Raw genomic sequence first — 21,572 nt, 5'->3', positions numbered from 1 at the left:
GCTACTGAACCGGACGTACTATCTTGTAGAAACAGCCCTTCGGCCTACTCTCTCATGCTCTGAAGGGGTATATCGTGCTCCTTTTTGCCGGATGAGCATCAGGCCCAGAAAGGTATAAAGCCCGTTGACCACGAGCACAAAGAAGCCCAGATTTACACCAAACCACTTAAGCATGTACACACTGGTCTCATAGGCCAGCAGGGGAGAAATAAGGCACACGGCTATGACGTACTTATCCCGAATGATATAGCGGGTAAAGAGGCCAAATGCATATAACCCGAGAAGGGGGCCATAGGTGTATCCGGCGGCGGTGAATACCATCTTAATGACACTATCTTCATTTACTATTTTGAAAATAATGACTACCAGAAAAATGAGAAAGGAGAAGGTTATGTGGACGAGCAGCCTGGTGGTACGGCGCTTCTTTTCTGACAATGCCTCGCCTTTTTCCTCAAACCCCAGGAAGTCTACACAGAATGAGGTGGTGAGGGCAGTAAGGGCGGAATCGGCACTGCTGTAGGCGGCTGCAATGATTCCAAGGAGAAAGAGCACGCCTGCGGAGAGGGTAAAATGATTGAGTGCCAGCGTGGGGTATAGCAGGTCGGTACGATCGGGTATGGGAATGCCTTTTGCCTCGGCGTAGATAAACAGGAGAGCCCCCAGTGAAAGGAACATGAGGTTGACAAAAACGAGCACTACGCTAAACCAGAACATATTCTTTTGGGCATCGCCAAGGCTGCGGCAGGTAAGGTTTTTCTGCATCATATCCTGGTCAAGGCCTGTCATGACTATGGCTATGAAGGCACCGGAAATAAACTGCAGGGGGAAAAACTGGCCCTTACCTTCTGTTTCCCAGAAGAAAACCTTTGAATACCGGCTTTCTGAGATGGTATCGAATAACTCGCCGGGACTGAGCTCCAGCTCCTGCCCTATGATTACAATACTAAACCCCACGGCCAGTAGCATAAAGAGGGTTTGGAGGCTGTCTGTCCACACAATGGTTTTAATGCCTCCCCGGAATGTGTAAAGCCAGATAAGCAGAATGGTGATGGCTACTGTAAGTGCAAAAGTGAGCTCTTCGTTACCAGGACTGGCAAAATATTTAAACAGGGCTTCGTAAAGTACGATGGCTACCAGAAAAAGCCGGAAGGATGCACCTACCAGTCTGCTGAGAATGAAATAAAACGCTCCGGTTTTATAGGACCAGAATCCGAAGCGGGTTTGCAGGTAGGTATAAATACTGACGAGGTTGAGGCGGTAGTAGAGTGGCATAAGCACTGTGCCTATGACGAGGTAGCCTACAAGGTAGCCGAGCACTACCTGAAAATAGCCGAATGAATCTGTCCCCACCACACCTGGTACGGAGATAAAGGTAACACCGGAGAGGGAGGCGCCGATCATACCGAATGCTACGAGATACCAGGGACTCTGCCGGTTAGCGGTAAAAAACGTTTTGGTATCTGCCCCTCGGGAGGTAAACAGAGAAATAAGGATAAGAAATAAGAAGTAGCCGGCTATAACGCCGATAACCAAACCTGAATTCATACGTTACCTAAAATGAACCCTAAAGCTGATCATTTTTTATTATTTTTACCAAAAAATTACCAGAAGCCATGTCTCGCCATATTTTTGAAGAGGAGTTCGAGGAGTTAGCCATACTGGAGGAGGAAGTGGATACCGATGATCAGCGGGATCTGATGGTGTTCAATGACGACTTCAACACTTTCGAGCATGTAATTAATACGCTGGTCAAGGTGTGCAAACACTCCCTGATCCAGGCAGAACAATGTACTCATATTATCCACTATCGTGGCAAATGCTCGGTAAAGAAGGGTAGCCTTCCGGAGCTCAAACCATTGAAAGAGGGCATATGCGAAGCAGGTATAAACGCTGAAATAGTCTGAAATACCTGAATAGGCGTACTTATTGTTAAATTATTTAGATTATAGCCTGTTGCCATCAGTAGCAGGTTTTTTTCTGCAAAAAAAACGACATGGAGTTCCCTTCCAAGCTCATAGAAGACGCTGTAAACCAGATAGCTAAACTGCCGGGTATAGGCAAAAAGACGGCGCTACGACTGGCTCTTTTCCTGCTCAAGGAGGATGAGGTGGTGACTGAGGGGCTCACACAGGCACTAACTGACCTGCGTACGAAAATCAAATACTGCAGGCAGTGTCATGTAATAGCTGACGATGACCTGTGCCAGATTTGCCGGAGTCCGCGGCGGGATAAGGCGACAGTATGTGTGGTGCAGGACTCCCGTGATGTAATGGCTATAGAAAATACTGGTCAGTACCAGGGGCTTTATCATGTGCTGGGGGGCATTATCTCCCCTCTGGAGGGCATAGGCCCGGGGGATATCCGCATAGACTCTCTCATGGAAAGAATCTGTGAAGAGGGCAGTGAGGTAAAAGAGATAATTCTGGCCCTGAGTGCAACTATGGAAGGTGATACGACTGCTTTTTACCTGAGCAAAAAATTAAAGGATCAGGAGGTTAATATCTCTACTATTGCCCGAGGCATACCTGTTGGGGGTGAGCTGGAGTATGCTGATGAGGTTACGCTGGGCCGCAGTATCATCACGCGTACGCACTATGAGCGTTCATAGTCATTATTGGATGAGTAGTCCGGAATCTTTTAAAAAGGTCACTTTAACCCCCAGGCTATCGGCCAGATCACTCAGACGTTTTTTATCCTTTTCGTTCACATAGTTAGTCAGAATAATTTCCCGGAACCTGAACCGGCTGTTTAGCTCTGCCCACCCATCGGAATCACGGCCTTTGTATAATTTATCAATGGCGAGTACATCAAGGGGCAAGGCCTGCACGGGGTTGAACTTTCTGTAATCGCCGCGCAACAGCAGGTATTTTTGTCCCTGCCACTTCCATGCTGTTGCGAATGTACCCTTAGCCAGGGAAGTATCTGAAGCAGATGTAGTGAAATAACGGTGCATTGGCTCAACCTGAAAGGCAAGCAAATCGGAATCTGCGGTACCTGTAACTTTTTGGCTACCGTACCCTTTGACGGCTTCTACAAACACTCCCTCTTTAGCAGGGTACCACACGAGGACCTCTCTGCCGGCATGCTGATAATACCTGAATGTGATGGAAAGAATGAAGGCACTTATAAGTAGCGAACTCTGCCATATATATCGAAAGTGTCTGGTACGTAAGAGGGCTGTAAGCGTGAAAAACACCAGGAACATGAGGACAACGTCTCCTACGCTGAGATAAGGCAGGGACAGCTGGGCAGCCGGAAGGCTTTGAAATAGAGCAGTGAGATCATTCAGGGATTTTATCAGACCTTCAGAAAGGGGCTTAAGCAATTGGCTGGCAAGGGGTATATCCGAGAGTATCAGGGATAGTAATCCGGAAATGAGACTAAGGGTGGCTAGGGGTATGAGCAGGAGATTGCTGAAAAGAAAATAAATGGGAAACTGACCAAAGTAGTACCATGTGAGGGGCAGGGTGGCCACCTGGGCAGCCAGGGTGACAGCGCAAAGAGACCATATTTTATCAATAATACGTGTACTAGGTTCCCATAGGCGGTATATGCGGGGATGGAGGTAAACTATGCCGGTGACAGCGAGGTAGCTGAGTTGAAAGCCGGGAGCAAACAGCCAGTGGGGATCAATCATAAGGCTGATAAATGCAGCTACCGCCAGGCTATTATAGACGTAGGCTCTGCGGTGGAGTGTTTGGCCCACCGCGAGTAGCGCGAACATAATGACGGCGCGGGTAACTGAGGGGCTTAACCCGGTAAGGAGGGCGTAGGACACGAGAAACAGGAGTATAAGTGCCAGGCGAATGTACCGGCCATAGGGGAACCTGAGTAAAAAGGACATGCCGGCTAATAGCACGCCATATAAAATACCTACGTGCAGGCCTGAAACTGCAAGCACGTGCATGGCTCCGGCGGCGGCATAGGCATCACGGGTGTGGCGGTCCAGTTCATTTCGATGCCCAAGCACAAGGGCGGCAAGCACACCGCGAACTTCCGCGGATTCAATGCGGCTAACAAGGCGGTTTACCATCCTGGCCCTGAGTTGTGCCATCTGTATCTGGACTGAAAAATCTGTAGAATGGGTAATAAGGTAGTTTTCCTGCCTGACAAAGAAACGATACCTTATCTGTTGGTGGCGCAGATAATCAGCATAATCAAAGTATGCGGGGTGAACGGCCGGAGGTATGGTTCCTGGTGCCCCGTGTACAATTACTGTGGTGCCCGCCTCATGTATTGTTGAGTCTTCTGCTATGGCCCTGTAGAGCAATACTTTCTCACTGAGGCTTTTCCAGCCTCCCTTGCTTCCTGCGCTGACTATATGGGCCTCACTGCGAAAATACCTTCCCTTTACTACCTCTCTTTCGGCTGTGACTAACAGGTAATGATCTGAAGATCTGATGTGCTCTGCCGCTAGGTGCTCCCTTCGTATATCTGAGGACTGATAACGGACGTACCCGAAGGCTATCAGGCTAAAAAGAAGTAAAGCGGAAGCCACGACTCGCAGCCGGTCAATAGCAAAAAAGAAAATGGATAAGGCGGCAAATATTCCAGCCATCCAGATGGCTGTATCGAACCTGAACACGGAATAGTACTCAGCCAGGAGAATGCCGAGGGCAAAAAACAGGCTTATCCTCAGAAAAGGGAATCGGGACCATGCATTCATTTATGTAGCCAGTTGAGAGCCTGAAAATACTACCTGACACGCTTCCTGGCAAAGCAGAATTTGACCTTTTAAAGGTCAATAGAGACTATATTTTTGATTATCAATAGATTAATCAGTAAAAATATATCAAACCTTTCTTTACCCCCGGGGTTATTAAACAATTCTAAAATTGACGATATTCTATGATAGACGAGGTGCTTACGGCAGGGTTGATTCCTGTAATAAGACAAAACGGCCAAGGTGAAGCAGAGCAGTTTACCTTTAACCTAAGTAGAGGATATGATCTGATTCTGGAAAAACTGGAGGGATGGGCAGAGGGGCTTGTTTCTATGCTACCGAACTTCATTCTGGCTGCCTTAATCCTGGTAGTCTTTTGGGTGATTGCGCGGCTTGTCAAAAAGGGCCTTCATAGCCTTCTGATAAAACTCACCCACAATCATGTAATCACCAATCTGTTCTCCACTATCGGCTATATTGGTGTTCTGTTGGTTGGGGTATTTGTGGCGCTGGGGGTGCTGGACCTGCAAAAAACTGTCACCAGCTTACTTGCCGGCGCAGGTATCATAGGCCTGGCCCTGGGTTTTGCGTTTCAGGATATTGCGGCAAATTTTATTTCCGGTATTATTCTAAGTTTTAAGCAACCTTTTGGTGAAGGCGACGTCGTACTGTTAGACGGGCATATGGGTATCGTGAAGAATGTATCTTTAAGGACTACGCAAATGGATACGTTTCAGGGCCAGCGTGTACTGGTTCCAAATAAGATCGTGTTTCAGAATACTATTATAAACTACTCCCGAACGGGGCGTAGACGGATAGATTTACCCATAGGGGTTAGCTATGGTGATGACCTGAGCAAGGTGGAGGATGTAGCATTAAATGCTATAAGAAATTCGGAACTTATCGAACAAGATAGCGATGTTCAGGTTAGTTTTAAGGAATTCGGTTCCAGCAGTATAAACTTTGATCTGCTGGTTTGGATTGACTACAGACGACAGCCTGATTTTCTGAAGGCAAGAAGTGAAGTAGTCAAGTTAATTAAGAAAGCATTTGACGACAATAATATTACGATTCCATGGCCTATCCGTACTCTTGACTTTAATATCAAGGGTGGTGAAAAGCTTTCGGACATGGCGATAAATTTAAAGAATGCCACGAACGGAACAGGGGAATCAAAGATTTCAGACACAGAAAGCTGAAAATTTTTTGCACCAAATTAGAAACAAATGAAAACGACCAATTTTTTTAAGACTTCGATAAAAGGTGTGGCTGCCATGGCTATTTGTGGTGGTTTACTATTCACAGCGTGCGATGGTCAGCAAACAGAGCGGGCCGAAGAAAACCTGGAACAAGCAGGTGAAAACATCGAGCAGGCCTTTAAGCAAGAGCGCGATGAAATGAAAAACGAGTTGAATGCCAGTCTGAATGAGATTGACATGAGACTTGAGAACATCGAGCAAAAAATGGAGCAGGAAGGCGAAGAAGCAAGCGCCGAAATGCGTGAAGAGTGGAATGAAATGAAAACGAACCTCGAGGAGGAGCGTCAGGAACTGCAAGCTAATATGCAGCGTCTTGAAAATGCTACCGAAGAGGAGTGGGACGAGATTTCTGCTGACGTACAGAATGCGATAAACAACGCTACCCGTGAGCTTGAAGAAGAAACAGCAGAAATGAACGACGGCGAGGATATGTAATCCGACCCTTAGGTCAAGCAATAAATAACTGAAAAGCGGCAGATCACTCTGCCGCTTTTTTCTTTTAACAATTAGCCGGCTTGCCGGCTTTATATATCAGTAACCAAAGACGAAACCATGCACATACCACATTTCATCAGAAGAGGCTTAATCGTACTATTCCTGGGCTTAGGTATTATGGCCTGTGATAATAAAACGGACGGGGATGACGACGATGACGTGGAGCACATAGAGGAGGAAAACTTTGAAGCTGCGCGTGAAATCACTCTGGACAAACTGGACACTTACCTTGATAGCCTGATAGCAAGACAGCAAATACTTGAAGACAGGGTAGCGGACATCAAATTAGAAACTGAAGACAGCTCAGCATATGAACCTTATAATGAGGCAATCAGCAAACTAGAACGTACTCGTGTGAGTATCCGTGAGCAGTATGGCGTGATGCAAAATATAAAAGGTGAGGAGTGGGAGAAAATTGCGGACAGGGTTCGTAAAACGCTGGAAGAAACTGATGGCATGATCAATGGCTCTGCCATGGAGGCCCCTGATGAGGAGATGTAATGACTGAAAAGAATAAAAAAAGCCCGGTTTGCAGTTTAGCAAACCGGGCTTTTTTTATTAAGTCTGGCCTTAAGGCTTATACATAATTGTTAAGCATAACAGGCATTACCAGCATAAGGATATCTTCGTTATCGGTGGCTTCACCAGGCACTATAAGTCCGGCGCGATTAGGGGCAGACAGCTTCATGGTGACTCTGCCTCCGTCCAGGTTATTCAGCATCTCTATAAGGAAGCGGGCGTTGAAGCCGATCTCAATATCTTCGCCTTCGTGCTGACAGCTGAGGCGCTCGTTGGCTTCGTTAGAGAAGTCGAGGTCTTCAGCAGAGATTTGTAATTCACTGCCGGTGATTTTTAATCTTACCTGGTGAGTGGTTTTATTGGCGTAGATGGCAATACGACGCAGGGAGCTCAAAAGCTCCAGGCGATCAATGGTCATATTGTTCTCATTGTCTGCGGGAATGACGTTCTCATAATCAGGGAAACGCTCATCTATAAGACGGCAGATCATCTGTATATTATTGAAACGGAAGAAGGCGTTGCTGGCATTGAACTCCATAGCTACATGGGCGTTTTCGCTTGGCAGTGTGCTTTTCAGCAGGTTCAGCGCCTTGCGGGGAATGATGATGCTATTCTCTCCCTCACTGGCAACATCTACGCGGCGGTAACGAATAAGGCGGTGACCATCTGTGGCGACAAATGTGGTATTTGTATCGCTCAGGTTAATGTACACACCGGTCATGGCGGGGCGCAGCTCATCATTACTTGTCGCAAAAATGGTATTATTGATTGCGCTGCTGAGTACCTCGGAATTGAGGTCTACTGTGTAACCGTCAGAGATGGTAGGCACCTTGGGGAAGTCTGTTGCATTCTCCCCTGCCAGTTTGTACCGTCCGTTGTCTGAGCTGATCTCTATGCTATATGTCTCTTCGTCAATGCTAAAGGTAACCGGCTGCTCAGGCAGGTTCTTAAGGGTATCTATCAGGATACGGGCGGGAACGGCAATACTGCCACTTTCTTTGGCCTCCACTTCCAGCTCGGTGATCATGGAAGTCTGCAAATCGGAAGCAGTGATTTTCAACTTACCATCCTCTATCTCAAAAAGGAAATTCTCAAGTATGGGAACTACCGGATTAGTGGTGATTACCCCATTGATACTGGAGATCTGCTTTAATAAGGCGGACGAAGAAACTATAAATTTCATGCTAGCGACAATACAATGTTAGAGGCATTTAATAGCCTTTCTCTGGATATTTTTGAACTGGGTAAAGTTATAAATAAAAATCTAAAATATGCATGATGCAAGGCTTCGCGCATTAAATCTCCTCCACAGGGTCTTTTCGCTTGGTTTTTATTGTATCTGAAAGGGTAAACTGATCAGCGAAAGCCTCTGACCGGGTCTCTCTTACGCGCAGCACCATGCGGCATTCCATACCGAAATCCTGGCTCACTACTTCTGCATCGAAATCTTTCACTGCCCGCATCACCTCGTTCATATCCGGGTAGGTAAAGGATACTTGGTATGTATGCATGACGGTTACGGGGACTACCCTGGCGGCGGAGAGTGCTTCGGCGGCGGCTGTCTTATAGGCGGAGATCAGCCCTCCTACGCCGAGCTTAGTACCCCCGAAGTATCTTACTACTATTACGAGCACATCGGAGAGGTTAAAGCTCCTGATCTGCCCGAGTATGGGGTCACCGGCGGAATGGTTAGGTTCTCCGTCATCATTGGCGCGGTAGTGGGTGCCATCGCGGCCAAGTGCCCAGGCGTAGCAATGATGGCGGGCATCGTAATGCTTTTTTCGCAGGACTTCCTGGGCTTCTTTTATCTCTTCTTCAGAGGTTACAGGAAAGGCGTAGGCTAAAAACTTACTGCCTTTTTCCTTGTAAAACCCTTCGGACTGCCCTTCAATACTTAGATATGTGTCCTGTTCCAGTTCCAAAATACCTGATGTTTCGGGCTAAATAGCTAAAAAATCATAAGGCAGCCAAAATTTCCTGGTGGCTGAGGAGGATTATTGCGAGTACGGCAAGGGCTATACCGAGCTTATTGAGTGGCTTGAGGCGTTCGTCGAACAGGACAACAGCCAGTAAGGATGAGATAATGATAATGCCGATGTTAAGCATAGGGTAGAGGATGGCGCCGTTATTATCAAATGCGGAAAGGGCCTTAATGAGGAAGTATATGGAGAAGTAATTAGGCACTCCAAGGGTGATGCCTCCCACTATGCTCCTGAGTTGGATGGGCCGTCTGGTAAAAAATACGCCAACCATGCCTACGACGCCTGCTACTACGAAGATAACAATGGGAAAGACGGCCTCGCCGGGACCATCCAGGAAGTGAAGGTTTGTGTAATTAATGGTTGTATCAATAAGGCCGCTAAGTAAAAAGACGGACACGGGCATGATCATATTGCGGTAATTGAAGGCCTCACGGGGGGCGCCTCTCTCTCTTTTGATACTGGTCAGAAAAATGGCGGCCAGTGCCAGTATGATGCCTGTGTAGTTGAGGACATCCATTTCTTTCTTTTCTATTTGCATAAAGAAAAGACTGAAGACTACCGGTATGGTAAGGGACATTTTGCTGGCTACGGAGGCAACTGAGACGCCTACCTTCTGGGTGGTCCGGGCCATGAGATAAAAGGTGCCTATAAAGACGAGCCCTAGTATGCCTCCAATCCAGGTCCAGGTGCCTCCGTTGAGGAAGGTTTGTAAAGGATCCTGACCTGAAAGAAATAATAGACCGGTAATGACACAGGCAATGTAGTTAACGACTATGGCCTGGAGTGTATCTACTCCGAATCGGCTATAGGCTCTGAAGTTCAGGAAAATAAATACATTGACCAGTATGGTAAGCAATAGATAAATCATGCAGCAGAAAATTTCAGCCTGCAAAACTAAGATTTATAAAATAATTTCACCGGGTGTGAACGTCACCTTTGTTATAATTGTGTATGGCAGGGCTAATCCGACCACTATCTGGCTTCGAAACATTCACCTTAAGGCTGTATGAGGATGCTGAGAATGCCCCTGAGTCTCCGGGAGGGGTATTATTTCAGAGCATGGCCTTTATAAGTCATAAGGGCTATGATGAGGTGCGTATTTTTGACCTGACGGATGAATCGGGCATGATCCGTCTACGCCTTAGCTTTGCTATGGCGCACGGCAAATGGATAAGCCTGCCGGGGGCTCCTTTCAGCGGACCTTCCTGGGAGGAGCCTCTGCCTGTTGAGGGGGTGTTGGTGGCGTTCCTGCAGGCATGCCTCGCGGAGCTATCCGATGGGGTAGGAACGTTGATACACCTGATGCCCGAAGGGTATTATCTGCCAGGCTATGAACGCTTTCGCGGTGCCTGCCTGGCGGCTGGGTTTGAAGAAGAAACGGATAGCCTGAACCATCATCTGGCATTAGATAAGCGCTGCCGTGAAGATATGCACAGCATGCAGCGACGGAGGTTACGCCGGGCTACACAGGCAGGTCTGCAATTTGAAAAAAGGAACCGGGAATTTTTAGAAGAGGCCTTAACTCTGATTGCGGACTGGAGGGCAAAAAAGAGGCACAGTATGTCTATGACTCACCGGGAGCTGGCATCTGCATTTCATGATTTCCCAGACCATTACCATCTGTTCACTGTGCAAAAAGAGGAGAGGGTTCTGTCGATACTTATTGCTGTTACTGTCTCCAAAGACATCCTGTACTACTTCCTGCCTGCAAATAACCCTGAGGCAGGCACGCTGAGCCCATCGGTGTTTCTGATAGAGGAACTAAGCAGGTGGGCGTGTGGGCAGGGCTATTGGGTGCTTGACCTGGGTACAAGCATGTTGCCCGACGACACGGTAAATGAGCCACTTGCCGTATTTAAAAAAAGAATGGGGGGTATTCCATCAGTCCGCAAAACTTTCCACACGTAAGGTGGTAGTAATCTCAATGATGGGCTTTTTAAGACGTGCGGCATGGTCGGTGGTATCTGTATTTTCGAGGGCGGTAAGCTTCCTGCTCGTCAATAAGATGTTTGCTCTGTACCTGGGGCCGGCGGGCATTACGCTGCTGGCTCACTTTCAGAACCTTATCAGTCTGGTGACTCAAGTGCCTAATGACGGGATAAATCGGGGTGTGATACGCTACCTGGCGGGTGGTGATGTAATAAGCCCTGGCATGCCTGCGGAAAAATACCAGGCTAAAATACTGTGGACCGCACTAGGGATGAATGTGCTGGTGTTGCTTATCTCCTGCCTTGCCTTTTACTCCTTCTCCGGTTTCTTTCTGGATGAGTTTACGGTGTCTTTCAGCAGCAGGCGGTTTGTACTATGGTTACTGATATTTCTGGTATTACTTCTCTCTAACCTCCTTTTGCAGGCAATATTACTTAGCCAGCAAAGGCTACGCGGTTATGCAATTCTGAATTCGATGGTATCGCTGGCAACGGTAATAGCTGTGGCGATCGGTGTGCAGATGGCTAATCAGGAGACGGCGCTTCTGGCTTTTGCAGCGGGCCAGGCTTCGGGGGTGGTGTTTACGCTTTCTTACCTGATATGGAAAGGGCTACTACCTATCCGCAGGCCATCCTTTTCATCTAAAAAGTTTAGAAAGCTGAGCGACTTTCTGCTCATGGCTTTGGTAGCAATGGTGTTTGGGCGCTTACTGGACTTTTTTGTGAGGGAATACAGTATTGAGCGGTTTGGCTTAGGCACTACAGGTCTATGGCAGTCGGTTGTGAAATTATCTGATACGTATCTGGTGTTTTTTTCGGCGGTAATCAGTTCGGTGTACTACCCGTATATCAGCAGCATGGTATTTCATGTAGAAGTGCTTAAGAAGTTTGTCCGGCAGATACTGATAAGCCTGGCGATTATTACTCCGGTGCTCCTGATTATCATTTACTACTACCGTGAGTTCTGGCTCAGTCTGCTGTTTACATCAGGCTTTGCGGATGCGGCGTTTATGGTAGACTTTCAATTGTTGGGGGATTATTTTTACATGCTTTCTTTTCCGCTGACGTATTTGCTAATAGCTCAGACGCGGACCCGCACGTTTATATTCCTGGAGGTATTTGCAGCAGCAGCTTACCTGGGTTGTATCTGGTGGCTGGTACCAAGCTTCGGTATAGAAGCTCTGCCCGCTGCACACTTATATAAGAGCATGGCTGTATTTGCGCTGGCGCTTCTGCTAAATCGGCGCATTATTTTCTAAAGGACTGGACGATCCATTTTCTGGCCTTTTGAATGGTCTTTAAGATTTGCGGCAGGTTGTTTTGGTGAATAACGTGGTAGGTTTCCTTCCGGCCACCAAAGCGGCGGTAGTAGTCGAGTACACTCTGGGACGCTGGTGCCTCAAAATCAAACCACAAAGGCACATTGCTGCCTGCATGCTCCGCTACTACACGGTCTATTAGTAGGCTGAGGGCATCGAGCCGCTTGCCTTCCGGGGTACTGGCATTAAAAATATAGATAAGGCGGTTGTGCCACCTGAGTATGGCGGCACCTGCTAACCACTGGTCTTGAAGCACTGACTCATACACGGTAACAGCTTTCATCTGTTGCCATTTTTTAAATAGCGCGTGGAACATAGGGTACTCGGTGCCATCTATACCGTAAATGCCGGGCTCGATATATTTACGAAATACTTCCACCATCTTTTCAGGACCGTTGGTTTTCTGTACGACAATTCCGGCCTGGGCCGCGGCGCTTATTTCTCTACGGCGATTACCTGCATAGGCATTCAGGATTTGATTATAGGACTGGCGAAGGTCTATGAGATAATTATGCCTTATGAGGGTAGTGCCGGATAGTTCATATCGGCCTGTACCATGCAGGGCGAGTCCATCGATATATGGGAACGTGTGGCAAATAAGGTCTATCGCCCGGACCAGGCTTTCTTTATCGGGCTTTGCTTTGCCTTGTGCGAAGAGGCCCAGCTGGTGGCCGAAGACTGGCTGGCGCAAAAGTTGCTTTCCGAACTTACGGCGTACGGGGAGGGGAAATACGGCTGAGTAGCCTTCTGAGCTATATTGGACGAGGCCGCACCAGCCGGGGCTGACAATATCAAGCCACCAGGTGTATGGGTATGGCAGCCTGTATGTGCACTGATCAAGGCAACTGTCCCAATAATTATCGTCTATCTGATGACGTTGCAGTAGGGTATATCGTCCGTCTTTGTACATTTGCCTAATGGATCCTCGCGTCTCGGTCATATGCCTGTGTTATAACCACGCCAATTTTGTGGAAGAGGCATTGCTGTCGGTGATCTCACAAACATATGAAAATATAGAGATCATTGTAGTGGACGATGCCAGCACGGATGGCAGCAGAGAGGTGATAAAGAATGTGGCGCGCCGTCATCCCTGGCTTCAGCTACATTTGCTTGAAAGCAACAAGGGCAACTGTGGTGCGTTCAATACGGGCTTCAGGGCTTCGACTGGTGATTATATCATTGACTTTGCAACAGATGACCGTATGCTCCCGGGGCATGTGGACAGGCTGGTAGGCCATTTTAAAAAGCTCCCCCGAAATATGGGGGTGCTGTATACGGATGCCTGCTACATAAACAGGGAAGGGCAAATTACGCGGGCCTTTTACCGCCGGGACAAAGAGGGAAATATTACCCATCCGGTTATTGCTGAGGGGAATGTTTTTAAAGAGGTGGTCCGCCGGTATTTTATCTGCACACCGACGATGATGATTCGCAGGGAAGTACTGGAAAGGCTTGGGGGGTATGATGAATCGCTCGCCTTTGAGGATTTTGACTTTTGGGTGAGGTCTGCCCGCGACTGGGGGTACCGCTTTCTAGACTACCGGGGGATACATGTCCGCCGTACGTCAGGCAGCATGAGCCGGCAGCAATACAGACCGGGGGACCGGCAATTGGCTACTACCTGTAAGGTGCTTGATAAGGCCTGGGGGCTTTCAGAAAATGAGGAAGAGCGGGAGGCGGTAAGGAGTCGTATACGGTATGAATACATGCTGGCAGTAATGACTGACAATACGTATGAGGCTGCCCAACTGATGGAACTGCTTGAGACGACGGACGGACTGGGACTGAGGCAAAGGCTTTTGCGGCTGGTATCTCTGGTACCGGTACAAAAGGCCTGGATACGCCGTTCTTACCAAAAGGTATCACACACAATCAGAATGCTGAAGTAATATGAAAAATATAGCGTGGCTGGCGCTGATCCCACAGTTTTGTATTTTCCTGCTCCTTGCCTTTGCCTTTAACCTGGCAGGGGTAAATGACCCGGGTATATATGCCTTTTTCACTTTCCTGGCTTTATCTATTTTACTGAGACTGATCCCGGGAGAGCACCGCAAGGCGGTATCGGCTTATCATAAAGGGGCTTACCGGGAGGCGATAGCGCATTTTGAAAAGAGCTACGCTTTCTTTAGTCGCCACGCCTGGCTGGATCGCACGCGGTATATAAGCTTGCTGAGTGCTTCAAAAATGGCGTATCGTGAAATGGCGCTACTTAATATCGCCTACTCTCATGGCCAACTGGGTAACCTGTCTGAAATGCGCAAATACGTAGAGCGTACGGTAAAGGAGTTTCCTAAGAGCAAGCCTGCGCGGGGGGCCCTGGCGCTTATGGATGAGCATGAGAACGAGGAGGGGTATTAATCAGCGGTGGGAGTCTTCACCCTGCAGCATACTCAGGTAGCTATGGTAGCGACTTAGCGGAATCTCTGCAGCCTTAACGGCTTCTACAACAGCACAGCCGGGTTCATGGGTATGGGTGCAGTTATGATACTTGCATTCGCCGAGAAGGTCCCGCATTTCGGGAAAGTAGTGGCTGAGCTCTTCGGGCTCTACCTCCATGAGCCCAAGCTCTTTAATACCGGGGGTGTCTATAACGAAGCTGTCAGGCATGATCTCGAACATCTCGGCAAAGGTGGTGGTATGCTTTCCCTTATTGGCAAAGCCTGATATGGTATCTGTCTTTTGGTCAACTTCCGGCGAAATGCGATTTACGAGGGTAGACTTCCCTACGCCTGAGTGGCCGCTCAGCAGGCTCACTTTGTTGCGGAGCAGTTCTTTTACCTGCTCTACATCCTGGTCTTCTATGGCGGAGAGGCTGTAGCAGGGGTAGCCGAGGGCCTCATACATGTCCATTACTTCCTGTTGGGCGGCAATAGCTTCCTGATCCAGCAGGTCCTTTTTATTAAAAAGAAGGATGGCAGGGATACGGAAGGTTTCTGTAGTCACCAGAAAACGATCGATGAAGCCCATGGAGGTCCGGGGCATGACGATGGTGGCGATGAGTATGGCCTGGTCAATATTCGCCGCTATGATATGTCCATAGTTTGCCCGGCGGGTACTCTTCCTTATTATGTAGTTATCGCGAGGTAAGATATCGGTAATGACGGCGGTGCCTTCTTCCACATCTTCCAGCTCGACGACTACCCTGTCCCCTACCGCTATGGGGTTATTTACCTTGAGTCCCTTGTTCTTGAATTTACCCCGAAGCCTGCTGTTAAGCCGCTCCCCCTCGTCTGTACGTACTGAGTACCAGGAACCGGTACTCTTTATCACCATTCCTTCTATGCGGTCAGCCATGGTTCCAGGTAGTTCATGATGGTATGTGTGGCGCCTGTATTTTCTTCTACAAACTGGCGGGCTTTATCGGAAAGCCTCTCCAGTCTAAGATCATCATCCCATAGCTGCTCTGCCCGCTCTTTCAATTCGGTGCCGTCTGCTACGGGGAAGGCGATACAAGCTTCGGCCATTCTTATGGCCTCGTCAAATTTGCGGTAATTTTTATTACCAAAAAACACGGGCATGCCATAAGTGACGGGCTCAAGGGTATTATGTAGTCCTTTGCCGTAGGCGCCTCCTACATATGCGAGGCTACCGTAGCGATAAAGGGCACTTAGCATGCCAATATTATCAATAAGCAGCACTTTATGTTTTTGCAGGTCTGTGTTTTCGGCCTGGCTATATCTTACCAGGGGTACTGTGAGCTCTGCTTCCACGCCTGACAGGTGCTCTTCGTCTACCTCGTGAGTGGCCAGAATAAATGCTTTATCTGCCGAGCTGTTGTTAATAAGGTCTTTGAGTACGGCGACATCTTCCGGCCAGATACTGCCGGCCACCATAACCCGTCTGCCTTTTGCAAAGGCTTCAGCGACTGGTATTTCTCTGCTTTCAGCGAGTAAAGCAGCCACCCTGTCAAACCGTGTATCGCCTGCTACTGTGGCATTGGCGACACCGGACTTTCTGAGCAGGGCCATGGAGCGGTCGGTCTGTACAAATATGTGCTGAAAATGATGCAGTAACTTAAGGTAGGGTTTACCATATTTTTTGAAGAACAACTGGTCTTTCCTGAATATGGCCGATACTAATAGGGTGGGTACGTGCCTTTTGCTCAGTGCTCTGAGGTAAAAATACCAGAATTCGTATTTGACAAATAGTGCTAAGCGGGGCTTAACTATATCGAGGAAGGTCTCTGCATTAGAGGGACTATCGAAGGGAAGGTAAGATACATGGTCTGCTCCATCGTAATCTTTTCGGATCTGGTAGCCGGAGGGAGAAAAAAAGGTAAGGAGAATGAAGGTATGGGGGTACTGCTTTCTGACTTGCTCTATCAATGGCCTGCCTTGCTCAAACTCGCCCAGGCTGGCACAATGGACCCATACTATGTGGTCACCTGCTGCAGCTACGGCCTCCCTGAGGGAGGAGGTCCAGTTCTTGCGCCCTTCTACCATCTGACGGGCCTTCCCTACAAAGGGAGCTGCCGCTCTGACTGCCATCTGGTATGCACCGGATCCTATTCTGTAGACCAATCCCTTCATATTCTGCGTAAAAATAGGAAAAAGACCTTTGGAGGAAAGGGATTGCCTCCAAAATGCCTGGCTGGCAGCGATAGGCGAAAGTTTCATTTGCGGTGAGTAGGTTTGAGATATGAAGGAAACTCGCAGGGAATGAATTGGTTTTCGATGAATAAACTACGAATCCGGAGGCCTGGTAAGGGGCTATGACATAAAAAGGACCGGGTGGTGAGGAGGGGTCATTGAAGCTGCGCGGCGGAGGGTAATTATTGATGAAATCCAGGTAAAATGCAAAACAGAAAAGAAAGCGGGGTAACTATGCTATAGGTATTGAAAGGATAGACTCAAGGTATACTCATAGCGAAGGAGTAGCGAAGCAGAACCGAGGGATGAGCGAAGCAGAGGGAGTTGGATGGGGCTGAAGTTTCAGAAAAAGGCTTGTTGGTGGAGGTGGATTGGTATAGCAATAGTACAAAAAAAAACAGCCCGCGTATTACCGCGGGCTGTTTTTTTTTGTGAGGGTATCAGGGGAAGTAGCAAATATCGCTGGTGAGGGAGAGGACCTGGCCTCCGCAGCTGGTGGTTCCACCAACCTTCACCCGATAAAACTGATTAAGGGTAACTGAATAGCCTCTTTTATCAAGAAGCAGGATATTTCCGGTATTGCATACTTTGAGGCCGAAGGTGCAAGAGCCGATGGCGGTGACTTGGCCGGTGTAATAGGCGGAAATCTGCTTTTCAGCTTTTATACACTCTTCTTTAGCCACCTCCTTATTAGCAGCAGGGCGGGGGGCCACTGCAGAGGTGGCTATAAACAGGGTACATACGGCAAATAATGTGATTAGTTTTTTCATAATGATTGGGTTTGGTTGTTAATAAAATGGGCCCAACTCTATGGGCCTCGTTAGGTGTAATTATTTTTGGTCAGGATTTTGGCATAGCCCTCCTGAGCCCTTGTAGGTAACTGTGTATCCACAGGAGGGTGAAAGGCTACTGACGCGAATGGTATGGTAATTTCCCACGACCCAGTGATACCCGCTTTTATTTAGCAATAAAATATTGTTAGTACTACAGTCTACAAAGCTGAAGCCGCAATCTCCCACTGTGTTTACATGACCTACGTACTCGCCTGATAAAGAGGACGAAATAGCTAGCTGCTCAGCCTCTTCTTTGAGGGTGGTAGATGGCATATCGGTTTTAGTAGTGGCCGATACCGCAAAATGCGATAAGACATACGCTGAGGGTAATAAGGTTTTTCATAATTATGGGTTTGGTTATTGATAAAAGACTTGGTTGCAGATTAGACGTAACCTATTGAACCGGAGCGGTTCCGGATTCTGATTGGGTCATCGTATAGAGGGGCCTCGCACATTCAGCAAGACTTCTCTTATTGTGAGTTTGTAGGTGGCACCAAAAGCAGGATAGAATCCGCTTCTATCTAGCAGCAGATACTGATCCATATTACAGACATTAAAAGCTATGGTAGAAGGTCCCTGGGAATGGAGTTTGGCATAGTAGGTTTTACTAAACTTTTCCGTATCAGAAATCTCAGAAGTGGAATAAACGGGCAGGGACAGGCATAAAAGGGCAAAGGCAGCCAACGCTGTCATCATTTTCAGCTTTTTCATACGTCTTTCTTTATAGCTATACTTAATATAAGGAAAAAATCCACTCAATAGCCTGTGATATTGGAATCATCGCAATACATATCCATAATACTACAAATCTGAACGAGGGTGCTGTGACCCTAATAAGGATTATGGAAATGGCCTATCTACCTGATACACTTTAGCCTATATCAAAAAAAGCTACCCACCCAATAGTGAATAGCCCTGCAGTCCGGCAAAGATGCATCGTATCTAATTACCTGCAGAATGACCCAATACCTGTAACAGATAAAACAACTCTACCGCACCCATCAGTAGCCCCTAATTCCAATTCATAATAATCACCCTCAATCAAGCCCGCCTGCTCACCGGAGATATAATAAACAAACGGATTACCACACTCATCTAAACCCCAGCCACAGCCATCATAGTCAATTGCCTGACCTCTGACTATGGTAGTCGTCGTTTGCTTTTCTTCCAACGCTGATTCGGAGCTTGCTTCAGTATCAGTAGCCATTATGCTTCCGGTAAAACCTATTGAAAAGAACATCAATAAAAATGGGGTGAACTTCATATACTTTTTCATAGTAAAAAATTTAGTTATCCATATATAGTCCCCAATTAAAATGGCAATTCCAAATTGTGTCTTTTTTTTAAACACAAAAGACAGACACATAAAAAAGGCCGCCCCGAAGCGGGGGTAGCCCTTTATGTTAGCCACTGTGTCATAAAAAAAGCTACCCATCCGCTAGTAGCAGACAGGTAGCTAATTATTTACTATCCGGCGAGGTGCCGGAGGTTATGGTTCTTAGTGCTTGCTCAGGTAGTCAGCCACACCGTCACGGGTTGCCTGCATGGCGTCTTTACCCTCGTCCCAGTTAGCAGGGCATACTTCGCCGTGCTTCTCAGTGTGCTGAAGTGCTTTTACGAGACGAAGCGTCTCGTCTACATTACGGCCAAGGGGAAGGTCGTTTACAGTTGCCTGACGTACCACACCTTCTTTGTCGATAAGGAATGTGCCACGGTAAGAAACAGGTGCTCCTGCAAATTCGAGTTCTCCTTCTTCGTTGTAGTCCCACTCACCGGCAAGTACGCCGAAGTTAGATGCTACGGTTTTAGCAGCATCAGCCACTAAAGGATAGTTTACGCCCTGGATGCCACCCTGATCTTTGGGTACGTTCAGCCAGGCCAGGTGAGTCTCTTCGGTGTCGCATGAGCAACCTACTACAGCTACGTCAAGCTTTTCGAACTCAGCAAGTTTCTCCTGGAAAGCGTGAATCTCAGTAGGGCAAACGAATGTGAAATCTTTAGGGTAGAAAAAGAATACTACGTATTTATTACCAAGATACTGGTCTAGAGAAAAATTCTCCTGTATCTCTTCACCGTTAATTACGGCTGGTGCATTAACCAAGGGTGCCTTCTTACCTACTAATGACATAAAATGTTTGATATTTGGATGTATAAAAATTACCTAATTATTCGTGATCTATTCCTTTGTGAGGATTCTGCTTCCGGCCTGTAATCTGTAGCCGGATGTCCTGTACTTCAAAGTTTCTTATTTTCTTGCTCTCCAGGTGCTGACGTATCATCTCCATAAGTTCCTCATCATGAAGATCAATGATCTCGCCGGAGTCGGTAAGGTAGAGGTGCAGGTGCTGAACGGGGTTGGCATCGTATCGTAGCAGCCCCTCATCAGTAGCGACCCTGGAAAGTAAGCCCTTGGTGACAAGGGTATCGAGTGTTTTATATACTGTACCGAGGCTGATAGTGGGAAGGGCGGTTGCAATGGCCTCGTGAACTTTATCAGCAGTAGGATGGTCCTTTCTATCGTACACTGTACGGTATATGGCCATTCGCTGAGGTGTCACCTTAAGGCCAGCTTCACTTAAAAGCCTCTTAACCTCCTCGTTATCAATATTTTGAACCTCTTCCTTCAAATAAGAATAATTCTCCGTTAGGAATATTTCACGCAAAACTAAAGTCTATGAACTGTATAGTCAAGTGAAGTAAAAGAAGTTCCCTGATTTTTGACAATTTGGTAATACGAGTCCGCCACAATGCCAAAACTTGTTTTTTCTGGAGTCAAAACAGTGTTTTTTGCCGTGTTTACATGCATGTACATGAACTGCCAGGCATTCTTATTACGTATGTGTATCAATCTCACGAACTTTACCTCCCTTAGAAATTGATGTCATTTTATAAATTCAAGAACCTATCACATTTGATGAATAAGCTATTGATTGTATGCGCCCTGATGATACTGGGTGTGAGCGGAACGGCCTATGCACAATTGGATATTGACCGAATACTTGTTTCGGGTCGGCAGGACGCAGAAAAAATCACTGAGATGTATGTATCACCACTTGCAAAGGGCTTTGCGAGCGGGCTGAATAACGGATGGTATATTACGGCAAAGCCTCATGAATCTTTAGGCTTTAACCTGTCGATATCTGTATCTGCCTCGCTGGTACCTGATGAAGATGAGTATTTCCTGTTCAGAAACGAAGACTTCACTAATATCAGGCTAACTGACTCTAATCTTACACAAGCCGAAAGCCCGACGGTGATGGGCGCTGCGCAGCCTGGCCCTAACGTGACGGTTTATAATGACGCTTTTGGTGCCAATGTACCGGTTGATAATTTTGATCTGGCAGAGGGCATAGGGCTAGAAGATGAAATTGGCTTTAACGCGGTGCCGGCTCCTATGGTGACGCTGGGGGTGGGTATCATCAAAAACACGGACTTAGTACTTCGCTTTGTGCCTGAGTTGAAAAATGATGACGGCTCTTTTTATATGTATGGCCTGGGCCTGAAGCATGATATTAAGCAATGGATTCCGGGGGTTAGTGCGTTACCGTTTGACTTGTCGGTATTTAGTGGCTACACTAAACTGAATGGCGAACTTAACCTTGAGGGGACTTTTGACGGGGATAACCAAAGGGGTGTACTGGACATAGAAGCAAAAACGATACAGGTGCTGGCTGGTAAGAAGGTGGGGATACTGAATGTATATGCCGGACTTGGGTATGACTTCACACGTACGACTACTCAAATACTGGGTGAGTATGTCATTGCTTACAGCAATATCTCAAACGTAAGGGTTACTCTGCAGGACCCAGTGGACTTTGCGATTAACACGAATACATTGCGGGCTACGGCTGGGTTTGGCCTCAAGCTGGGCCCTATTGCTCTTAACGGGGACTACTCCATAGCTGAGTACCATACGGCTACGGTAGGTCTGAGTGTATCGGTAAACTGATAATTTCAGGGGTAAAAAATAAAGAGGCTGTCTGTT

General features: G+C 47.4%; 24 protein-coding genes. 10 read left to right on the top strand and 14 right to left on the bottom strand.

Annotated elements, in window-relative coordinates; all coding sequences use genetic code 11:
• Window positions 1-18: 18 nt before the first annotated feature.
• Entirely contained in the window at window positions 19-1,545 is a 1,527-nt protein-coding gene (locus tag AB9P05_RS11970; RefSeq protein ID WP_371909060.1) for a sodium:solute symporter, read from the bottom strand.
• Between the two features lie 68 nt (window positions 1,546-1,613).
• On the opposite strand from AB9P05_RS11970, the gene AB9P05_RS11965 reads away from it, so the two are divergent.
• A complete protein-coding gene (locus AB9P05_RS11965) occupies window positions 1,614-1,904 on the top strand; it encodes an ATP-dependent Clp protease adaptor ClpS (protein ID WP_371909059.1) in 291 nt (96 codons plus the stop codon).
• Between the two features lie 89 nt (window positions 1,905-1,993).
• Window positions 1,994-2,608, top strand: a complete 615-nt coding sequence (gene recR, locus AB9P05_RS11960; RefSeq protein ID WP_371909058.1) for a recombination mediator RecR — start codon at window positions 1,994-1,996, stop codon at window positions 2,606-2,608.
• 3 nt (window positions 2,609-2,611) lie between these two features.
• On the opposite strand, the gene AB9P05_RS11955 is transcribed toward recR, so the two are convergent.
• Entirely contained in the window at window positions 2,612-4,666 is a 2,055-nt protein-coding gene (locus AB9P05_RS11955) for a ComEC/Rec2 family competence protein (protein ID WP_371909057.1), read from the bottom strand.
• 182 nt (window positions 4,667-4,848) lie between these two features.
• Here AB9P05_RS11955 and AB9P05_RS11950 point away from each other — a divergent pair, with 182 nt between their 5' ends.
• The 3 genes from AB9P05_RS11950 to AB9P05_RS11940 all read left to right on the top strand — a co-directional run bounded on the left by AB9P05_RS11950 (window position 4,849) and on the right by AB9P05_RS11940 (window position 6,918).
• Window positions 4,849-5,862: a mechanosensitive ion channel family protein gene (locus AB9P05_RS11950; RefSeq protein ID WP_371909056.1), complete on the top strand. Its 1,014-nt coding sequence runs from the start codon at window positions 4,849-4,851 to the stop codon at window positions 5,860-5,862.
• A 27-nt stretch (window positions 5,863-5,889) separates the two neighbouring features.
• Complete coding sequence (locus AB9P05_RS11945; RefSeq protein WP_371909055.1) at window positions 5,890-6,357, top strand: hypothetical protein; 468 nt, start codon at window positions 5,890-5,892, stop codon at window positions 6,355-6,357.
• A gap of 117 nt (window positions 6,358-6,474) precedes the next feature.
• Window positions 6,475-6,918 (top strand): hypothetical protein, encoded by a 444-nt coding sequence (locus AB9P05_RS11940; RefSeq protein ID WP_371909054.1) that lies wholly within the window; start codon window positions 6,475-6,477, stop codon window positions 6,916-6,918.
• A 76-nt stretch (window positions 6,919-6,994) separates the two neighbouring features.
• Here the strand turns inward: AB9P05_RS11940 and dnaN are convergent, their stop codons facing one another.
• The 3 genes from dnaN to AB9P05_RS11925 all read right to left on the bottom strand — a co-directional run bounded on the left by dnaN (window position 6,995) and on the right by AB9P05_RS11925 (window position 9,786).
• Window positions 6,995-8,119 carry a DNA polymerase III subunit beta gene (gene dnaN, locus AB9P05_RS11935; protein WP_371909053.1) on the bottom strand — a complete coding sequence of 375 codons (1,125 nt, stop codon included), beginning with the start codon at window positions 8,117-8,119 and terminating at the stop codon, window positions 6,995-6,997.
• Window positions 8,120-8,231: 112 nt separating this feature from the next.
• Window positions 8,232-8,858, bottom strand: a complete 627-nt coding sequence (locus AB9P05_RS11930) for a YigZ family protein (RefSeq protein WP_371909052.1) — start codon at window positions 8,856-8,858, stop codon at window positions 8,232-8,234.
• Window positions 8,859-8,892: 34 nt separating this feature from the next.
• Complete coding sequence (locus tag AB9P05_RS11925) at window positions 8,893-9,786, bottom strand: hypothetical protein (RefSeq protein WP_371909051.1); 894 nt, start codon at window positions 9,784-9,786, stop codon at window positions 8,893-8,895.
• A gap of 83 nt (window positions 9,787-9,869) precedes the next feature.
• Between AB9P05_RS11925 and AB9P05_RS11920 the strand changes: the two genes are divergently transcribed.
• The gene (locus AB9P05_RS11920; RefSeq protein ID WP_371909050.1) at window positions 9,870-10,826 is read left to right on the top strand and encodes a GNAT family N-acetyltransferase; all 957 of its coding nucleotides are present in this window, start codon (window positions 9,870-9,872) and stop codon (window positions 10,824-10,826) included.
• A gap of 1 nt (window position 10,827) precedes the next feature.
• Window positions 10,828-12,105 carry a hypothetical protein gene (locus AB9P05_RS11915; RefSeq protein ID WP_371909049.1) on the top strand — a complete coding sequence of 426 codons (1,278 nt, stop codon included), beginning with the start codon at window positions 10,828-10,830 and terminating at the stop codon, window positions 12,103-12,105.
• Here the strand turns inward: AB9P05_RS11915 and AB9P05_RS11910 are convergent.
• The gene (locus AB9P05_RS11910; protein WP_371909048.1) at window positions 12,095-13,105 is read right to left on the bottom strand and encodes a GNAT family N-acetyltransferase; all 1,011 of its coding nucleotides are present in this window, start codon (window positions 13,103-13,105) and stop codon (window positions 12,095-12,097) included. The two genes, AB9P05_RS11915 and AB9P05_RS11910, sit on opposite strands and share 11 nt — an antisense overlap.
• Between AB9P05_RS11910 and AB9P05_RS11905 the strand changes: the two genes are divergently transcribed.
• The gene (locus AB9P05_RS11905) at window positions 13,083-14,054 is read left to right on the top strand and encodes a glycosyltransferase (protein WP_371909047.1); all 972 of its coding nucleotides are present in this window, start codon (window positions 13,083-13,085) and stop codon (window positions 14,052-14,054) included. The genes AB9P05_RS11910 and AB9P05_RS11905 overlap by 23 nt on opposite strands.
• Before the next feature lies 1 nt (window position 14,055).
• The gene (locus AB9P05_RS11900; RefSeq protein WP_371909046.1) at window positions 14,056-14,523 is read left to right on the top strand and encodes a tol-pal system YbgF family protein; all 468 of its coding nucleotides are present in this window, start codon (window positions 14,056-14,058) and stop codon (window positions 14,521-14,523) included.
• Here AB9P05_RS11900 and rsgA read toward each other — a convergent pair whose 3' ends face one another.
• From rsgA to AB9P05_RS11860, 8 genes are all read right to left on the bottom strand, one after another.
• On the bottom strand, window positions 14,524-15,459 hold the full coding sequence (gene rsgA, locus AB9P05_RS11895) for a ribosome small subunit-dependent GTPase A (RefSeq protein ID WP_371909045.1): 936 nt from the start codon (window positions 15,457-15,459) through the stop codon (window positions 14,524-14,526). It abuts the gene before it with no gap.
• Window positions 15,444-16,781, bottom strand: coding sequence for a 3-deoxy-D-manno-octulosonic acid transferase (locus AB9P05_RS11890; RefSeq protein WP_371909044.1), 1,338 nt, complete (start codon window positions 16,779-16,781; stop codon window positions 15,444-15,446). The genes rsgA and AB9P05_RS11890 overlap by 16 nt, the downstream gene beginning before the upstream one ends.
• 413 nt (window positions 16,782-17,194) lie before the next feature.
• Window positions 17,195-17,524, bottom strand: coding sequence for a hypothetical protein (locus tag AB9P05_RS11885; RefSeq protein ID WP_371909043.1), 330 nt, complete (start codon window positions 17,522-17,524; stop codon window positions 17,195-17,197).
• A gap of 60 nt (window positions 17,525-17,584) precedes the next feature.
• The gene (locus AB9P05_RS11880; RefSeq protein ID WP_371909042.1) at window positions 17,585-17,860 is read right to left on the bottom strand and encodes a hypothetical protein; all 276 of its coding nucleotides are present in this window, start codon (window positions 17,858-17,860) and stop codon (window positions 17,585-17,587) included.
• Window positions 17,861-18,016: 156 nt separating this feature from the next.
• Entirely contained in the window at window positions 18,017-18,298 is a 282-nt protein-coding gene (locus AB9P05_RS11875; protein WP_371909041.1) for a hypothetical protein, read from the bottom strand.
• A gap of 235 nt (window positions 18,299-18,533) precedes the next feature.
• Entirely contained in the window at window positions 18,534-18,863 is a 330-nt protein-coding gene (locus tag AB9P05_RS11870) for a hypothetical protein (RefSeq protein WP_371909040.1), read from the bottom strand.
• 222 nt (window positions 18,864-19,085) lie between these two features.
• Window positions 19,086-19,715: a peroxiredoxin gene (locus AB9P05_RS11865; protein ID WP_371909039.1), complete on the bottom strand. Its 630-nt coding sequence runs from the start codon at window positions 19,713-19,715 to the stop codon at window positions 19,086-19,088.
• Window positions 19,716-19,752: 37 nt separating this feature from the next.
• The gene (locus tag AB9P05_RS11860) at window positions 19,753-20,214 is read right to left on the bottom strand and encodes a Fur family transcriptional regulator (protein ID WP_371909038.1); all 462 of its coding nucleotides are present in this window, start codon (window positions 20,212-20,214) and stop codon (window positions 19,753-19,755) included.
• Window positions 20,215-20,501: 287 nt separating this feature from the next.
• On the opposite strand from AB9P05_RS11860, the gene AB9P05_RS11855 reads away from it, so the two are divergent.
• Window positions 20,502-21,536: a DUF6588 family protein gene (locus tag AB9P05_RS11855; protein WP_371909037.1), complete on the top strand. Its 1,035-nt coding sequence runs from the start codon at window positions 20,502-20,504 to the stop codon at window positions 21,534-21,536.
• Window positions 21,537-21,572 lie beyond the last annotated feature (36 nt).

Source organism: Roseivirga sp. BDSF3-8, assembly GCF_041449215.1.
In the GTDB taxonomy this organism is placed as follows: domain Bacteria; phylum Bacteroidota; class Bacteroidia; order Cytophagales; family Cyclobacteriaceae; genus JBGNFV01.
This window is presented reverse-complemented; position numbering and strand designations above follow the sequence as displayed.

Coding starts and splice junctions, on each gene's coding strand:
- AB9P05_RS11970 (WP_371909060.1), bottom strand. CDS start 1,545: ATGAATTCAGGTTTGGTTATCGGCGTTATAGCCGGCTACTTCTTATTT.
- AB9P05_RS11965 (WP_371909059.1), top strand. CDS start 1,614: ATGTCTCGCCATATTTTTGAAGAGGAGTTCGAGGAGTTAGCCATACTG.
- recR (WP_371909058.1), top strand. CDS start 1,994: ATGGAGTTCCCTTCCAAGCTCATAGAAGACGCTGTAAACCAGATAGCT.
- AB9P05_RS11955 (WP_371909057.1), bottom strand. CDS start 4,666: ATGAATGCATGGTCCCGATTCCCTTTTCTGAGGATAAGCCTGTTTTTT.
- AB9P05_RS11950 (WP_371909056.1), top strand. CDS start 4,849: ATGATAGACGAGGTGCTTACGGCAGGGTTGATTCCTGTAATAAGACAA.
- AB9P05_RS11945 (WP_371909055.1), top strand. CDS start 5,890: ATGAAAACGACCAATTTTTTTAAGACTTCGATAAAAGGTGTGGCTGCC.
- AB9P05_RS11940 (WP_371909054.1), top strand. CDS start 6,475: ATGCACATACCACATTTCATCAGAAGAGGCTTAATCGTACTATTCCTG.
- dnaN (WP_371909053.1), bottom strand. CDS start 8,119: ATGAAATTTATAGTTTCTTCGTCCGCCTTATTAAAGCAGATCTCCAGT.
- AB9P05_RS11925 (WP_371909051.1), bottom strand. CDS start 9,786: ATGATTTATCTATTGCTTACCATACTGGTCAATGTATTTATTTTCCTG.
- AB9P05_RS11920 (WP_371909050.1), top strand. CDS start 9,870: ATGGCAGGGCTAATCCGACCACTATCTGGCTTCGAAACATTCACCTTA.
- AB9P05_RS11905 (WP_371909047.1), top strand. CDS start 13,083: ATGGATCCTCGCGTCTCGGTCATATGCCTGTGTTATAACCACGCCAAT.
- AB9P05_RS11910 (WP_371909048.1), bottom strand. CDS start 13,105: ATGACCGAGACGCGAGGATCCATTAGGCAAATGTACAAAGACGGACGA.
- AB9P05_RS11900 (WP_371909046.1), top strand. CDS start 14,056: ATGAAAAATATAGCGTGGCTGGCGCTGATCCCACAGTTTTGTATTTTC.
- rsgA (WP_371909045.1), bottom strand. CDS start 15,459: ATGGCTGACCGCATAGAAGGAATGGTGATAAAGAGTACCGGTTCCTGG.
- AB9P05_RS11890 (WP_371909044.1), bottom strand. CDS start 16,781: ATGAAACTTTCGCCTATCGCTGCCAGCCAGGCATTTTGGAGGCAATCC.
- AB9P05_RS11885 (WP_371909043.1), bottom strand. CDS start 17,524: ATGAAAAAACTAATCACATTATTTGCCGTATGTACCCTGTTTATAGCC.
- AB9P05_RS11880 (WP_371909042.1), bottom strand. CDS start 17,860: ATGCCATCTACCACCCTCAAAGAAGAGGCTGAGCAGCTAGCTATTTCG.
- AB9P05_RS11875 (WP_371909041.1), bottom strand. CDS start 18,298: ATGAAAAAGCTGAAAATGATGACAGCGTTGGCTGCCTTTGCCCTTTTA.
- AB9P05_RS11870 (WP_371909040.1), bottom strand. CDS start 18,863: ATGAAAAAGTATATGAAGTTCACCCCATTTTTATTGATGTTCTTTTCA.
- AB9P05_RS11865 (WP_371909039.1), bottom strand. CDS start 19,715: ATGTCATTAGTAGGTAAGAAGGCACCCTTGGTTAATGCACCAGCCGTA.
- AB9P05_RS11855 (WP_371909037.1), top strand. CDS start 20,502: ATGAATAAGCTATTGATTGTATGCGCCCTGATGATACTGGGTGTGAGC.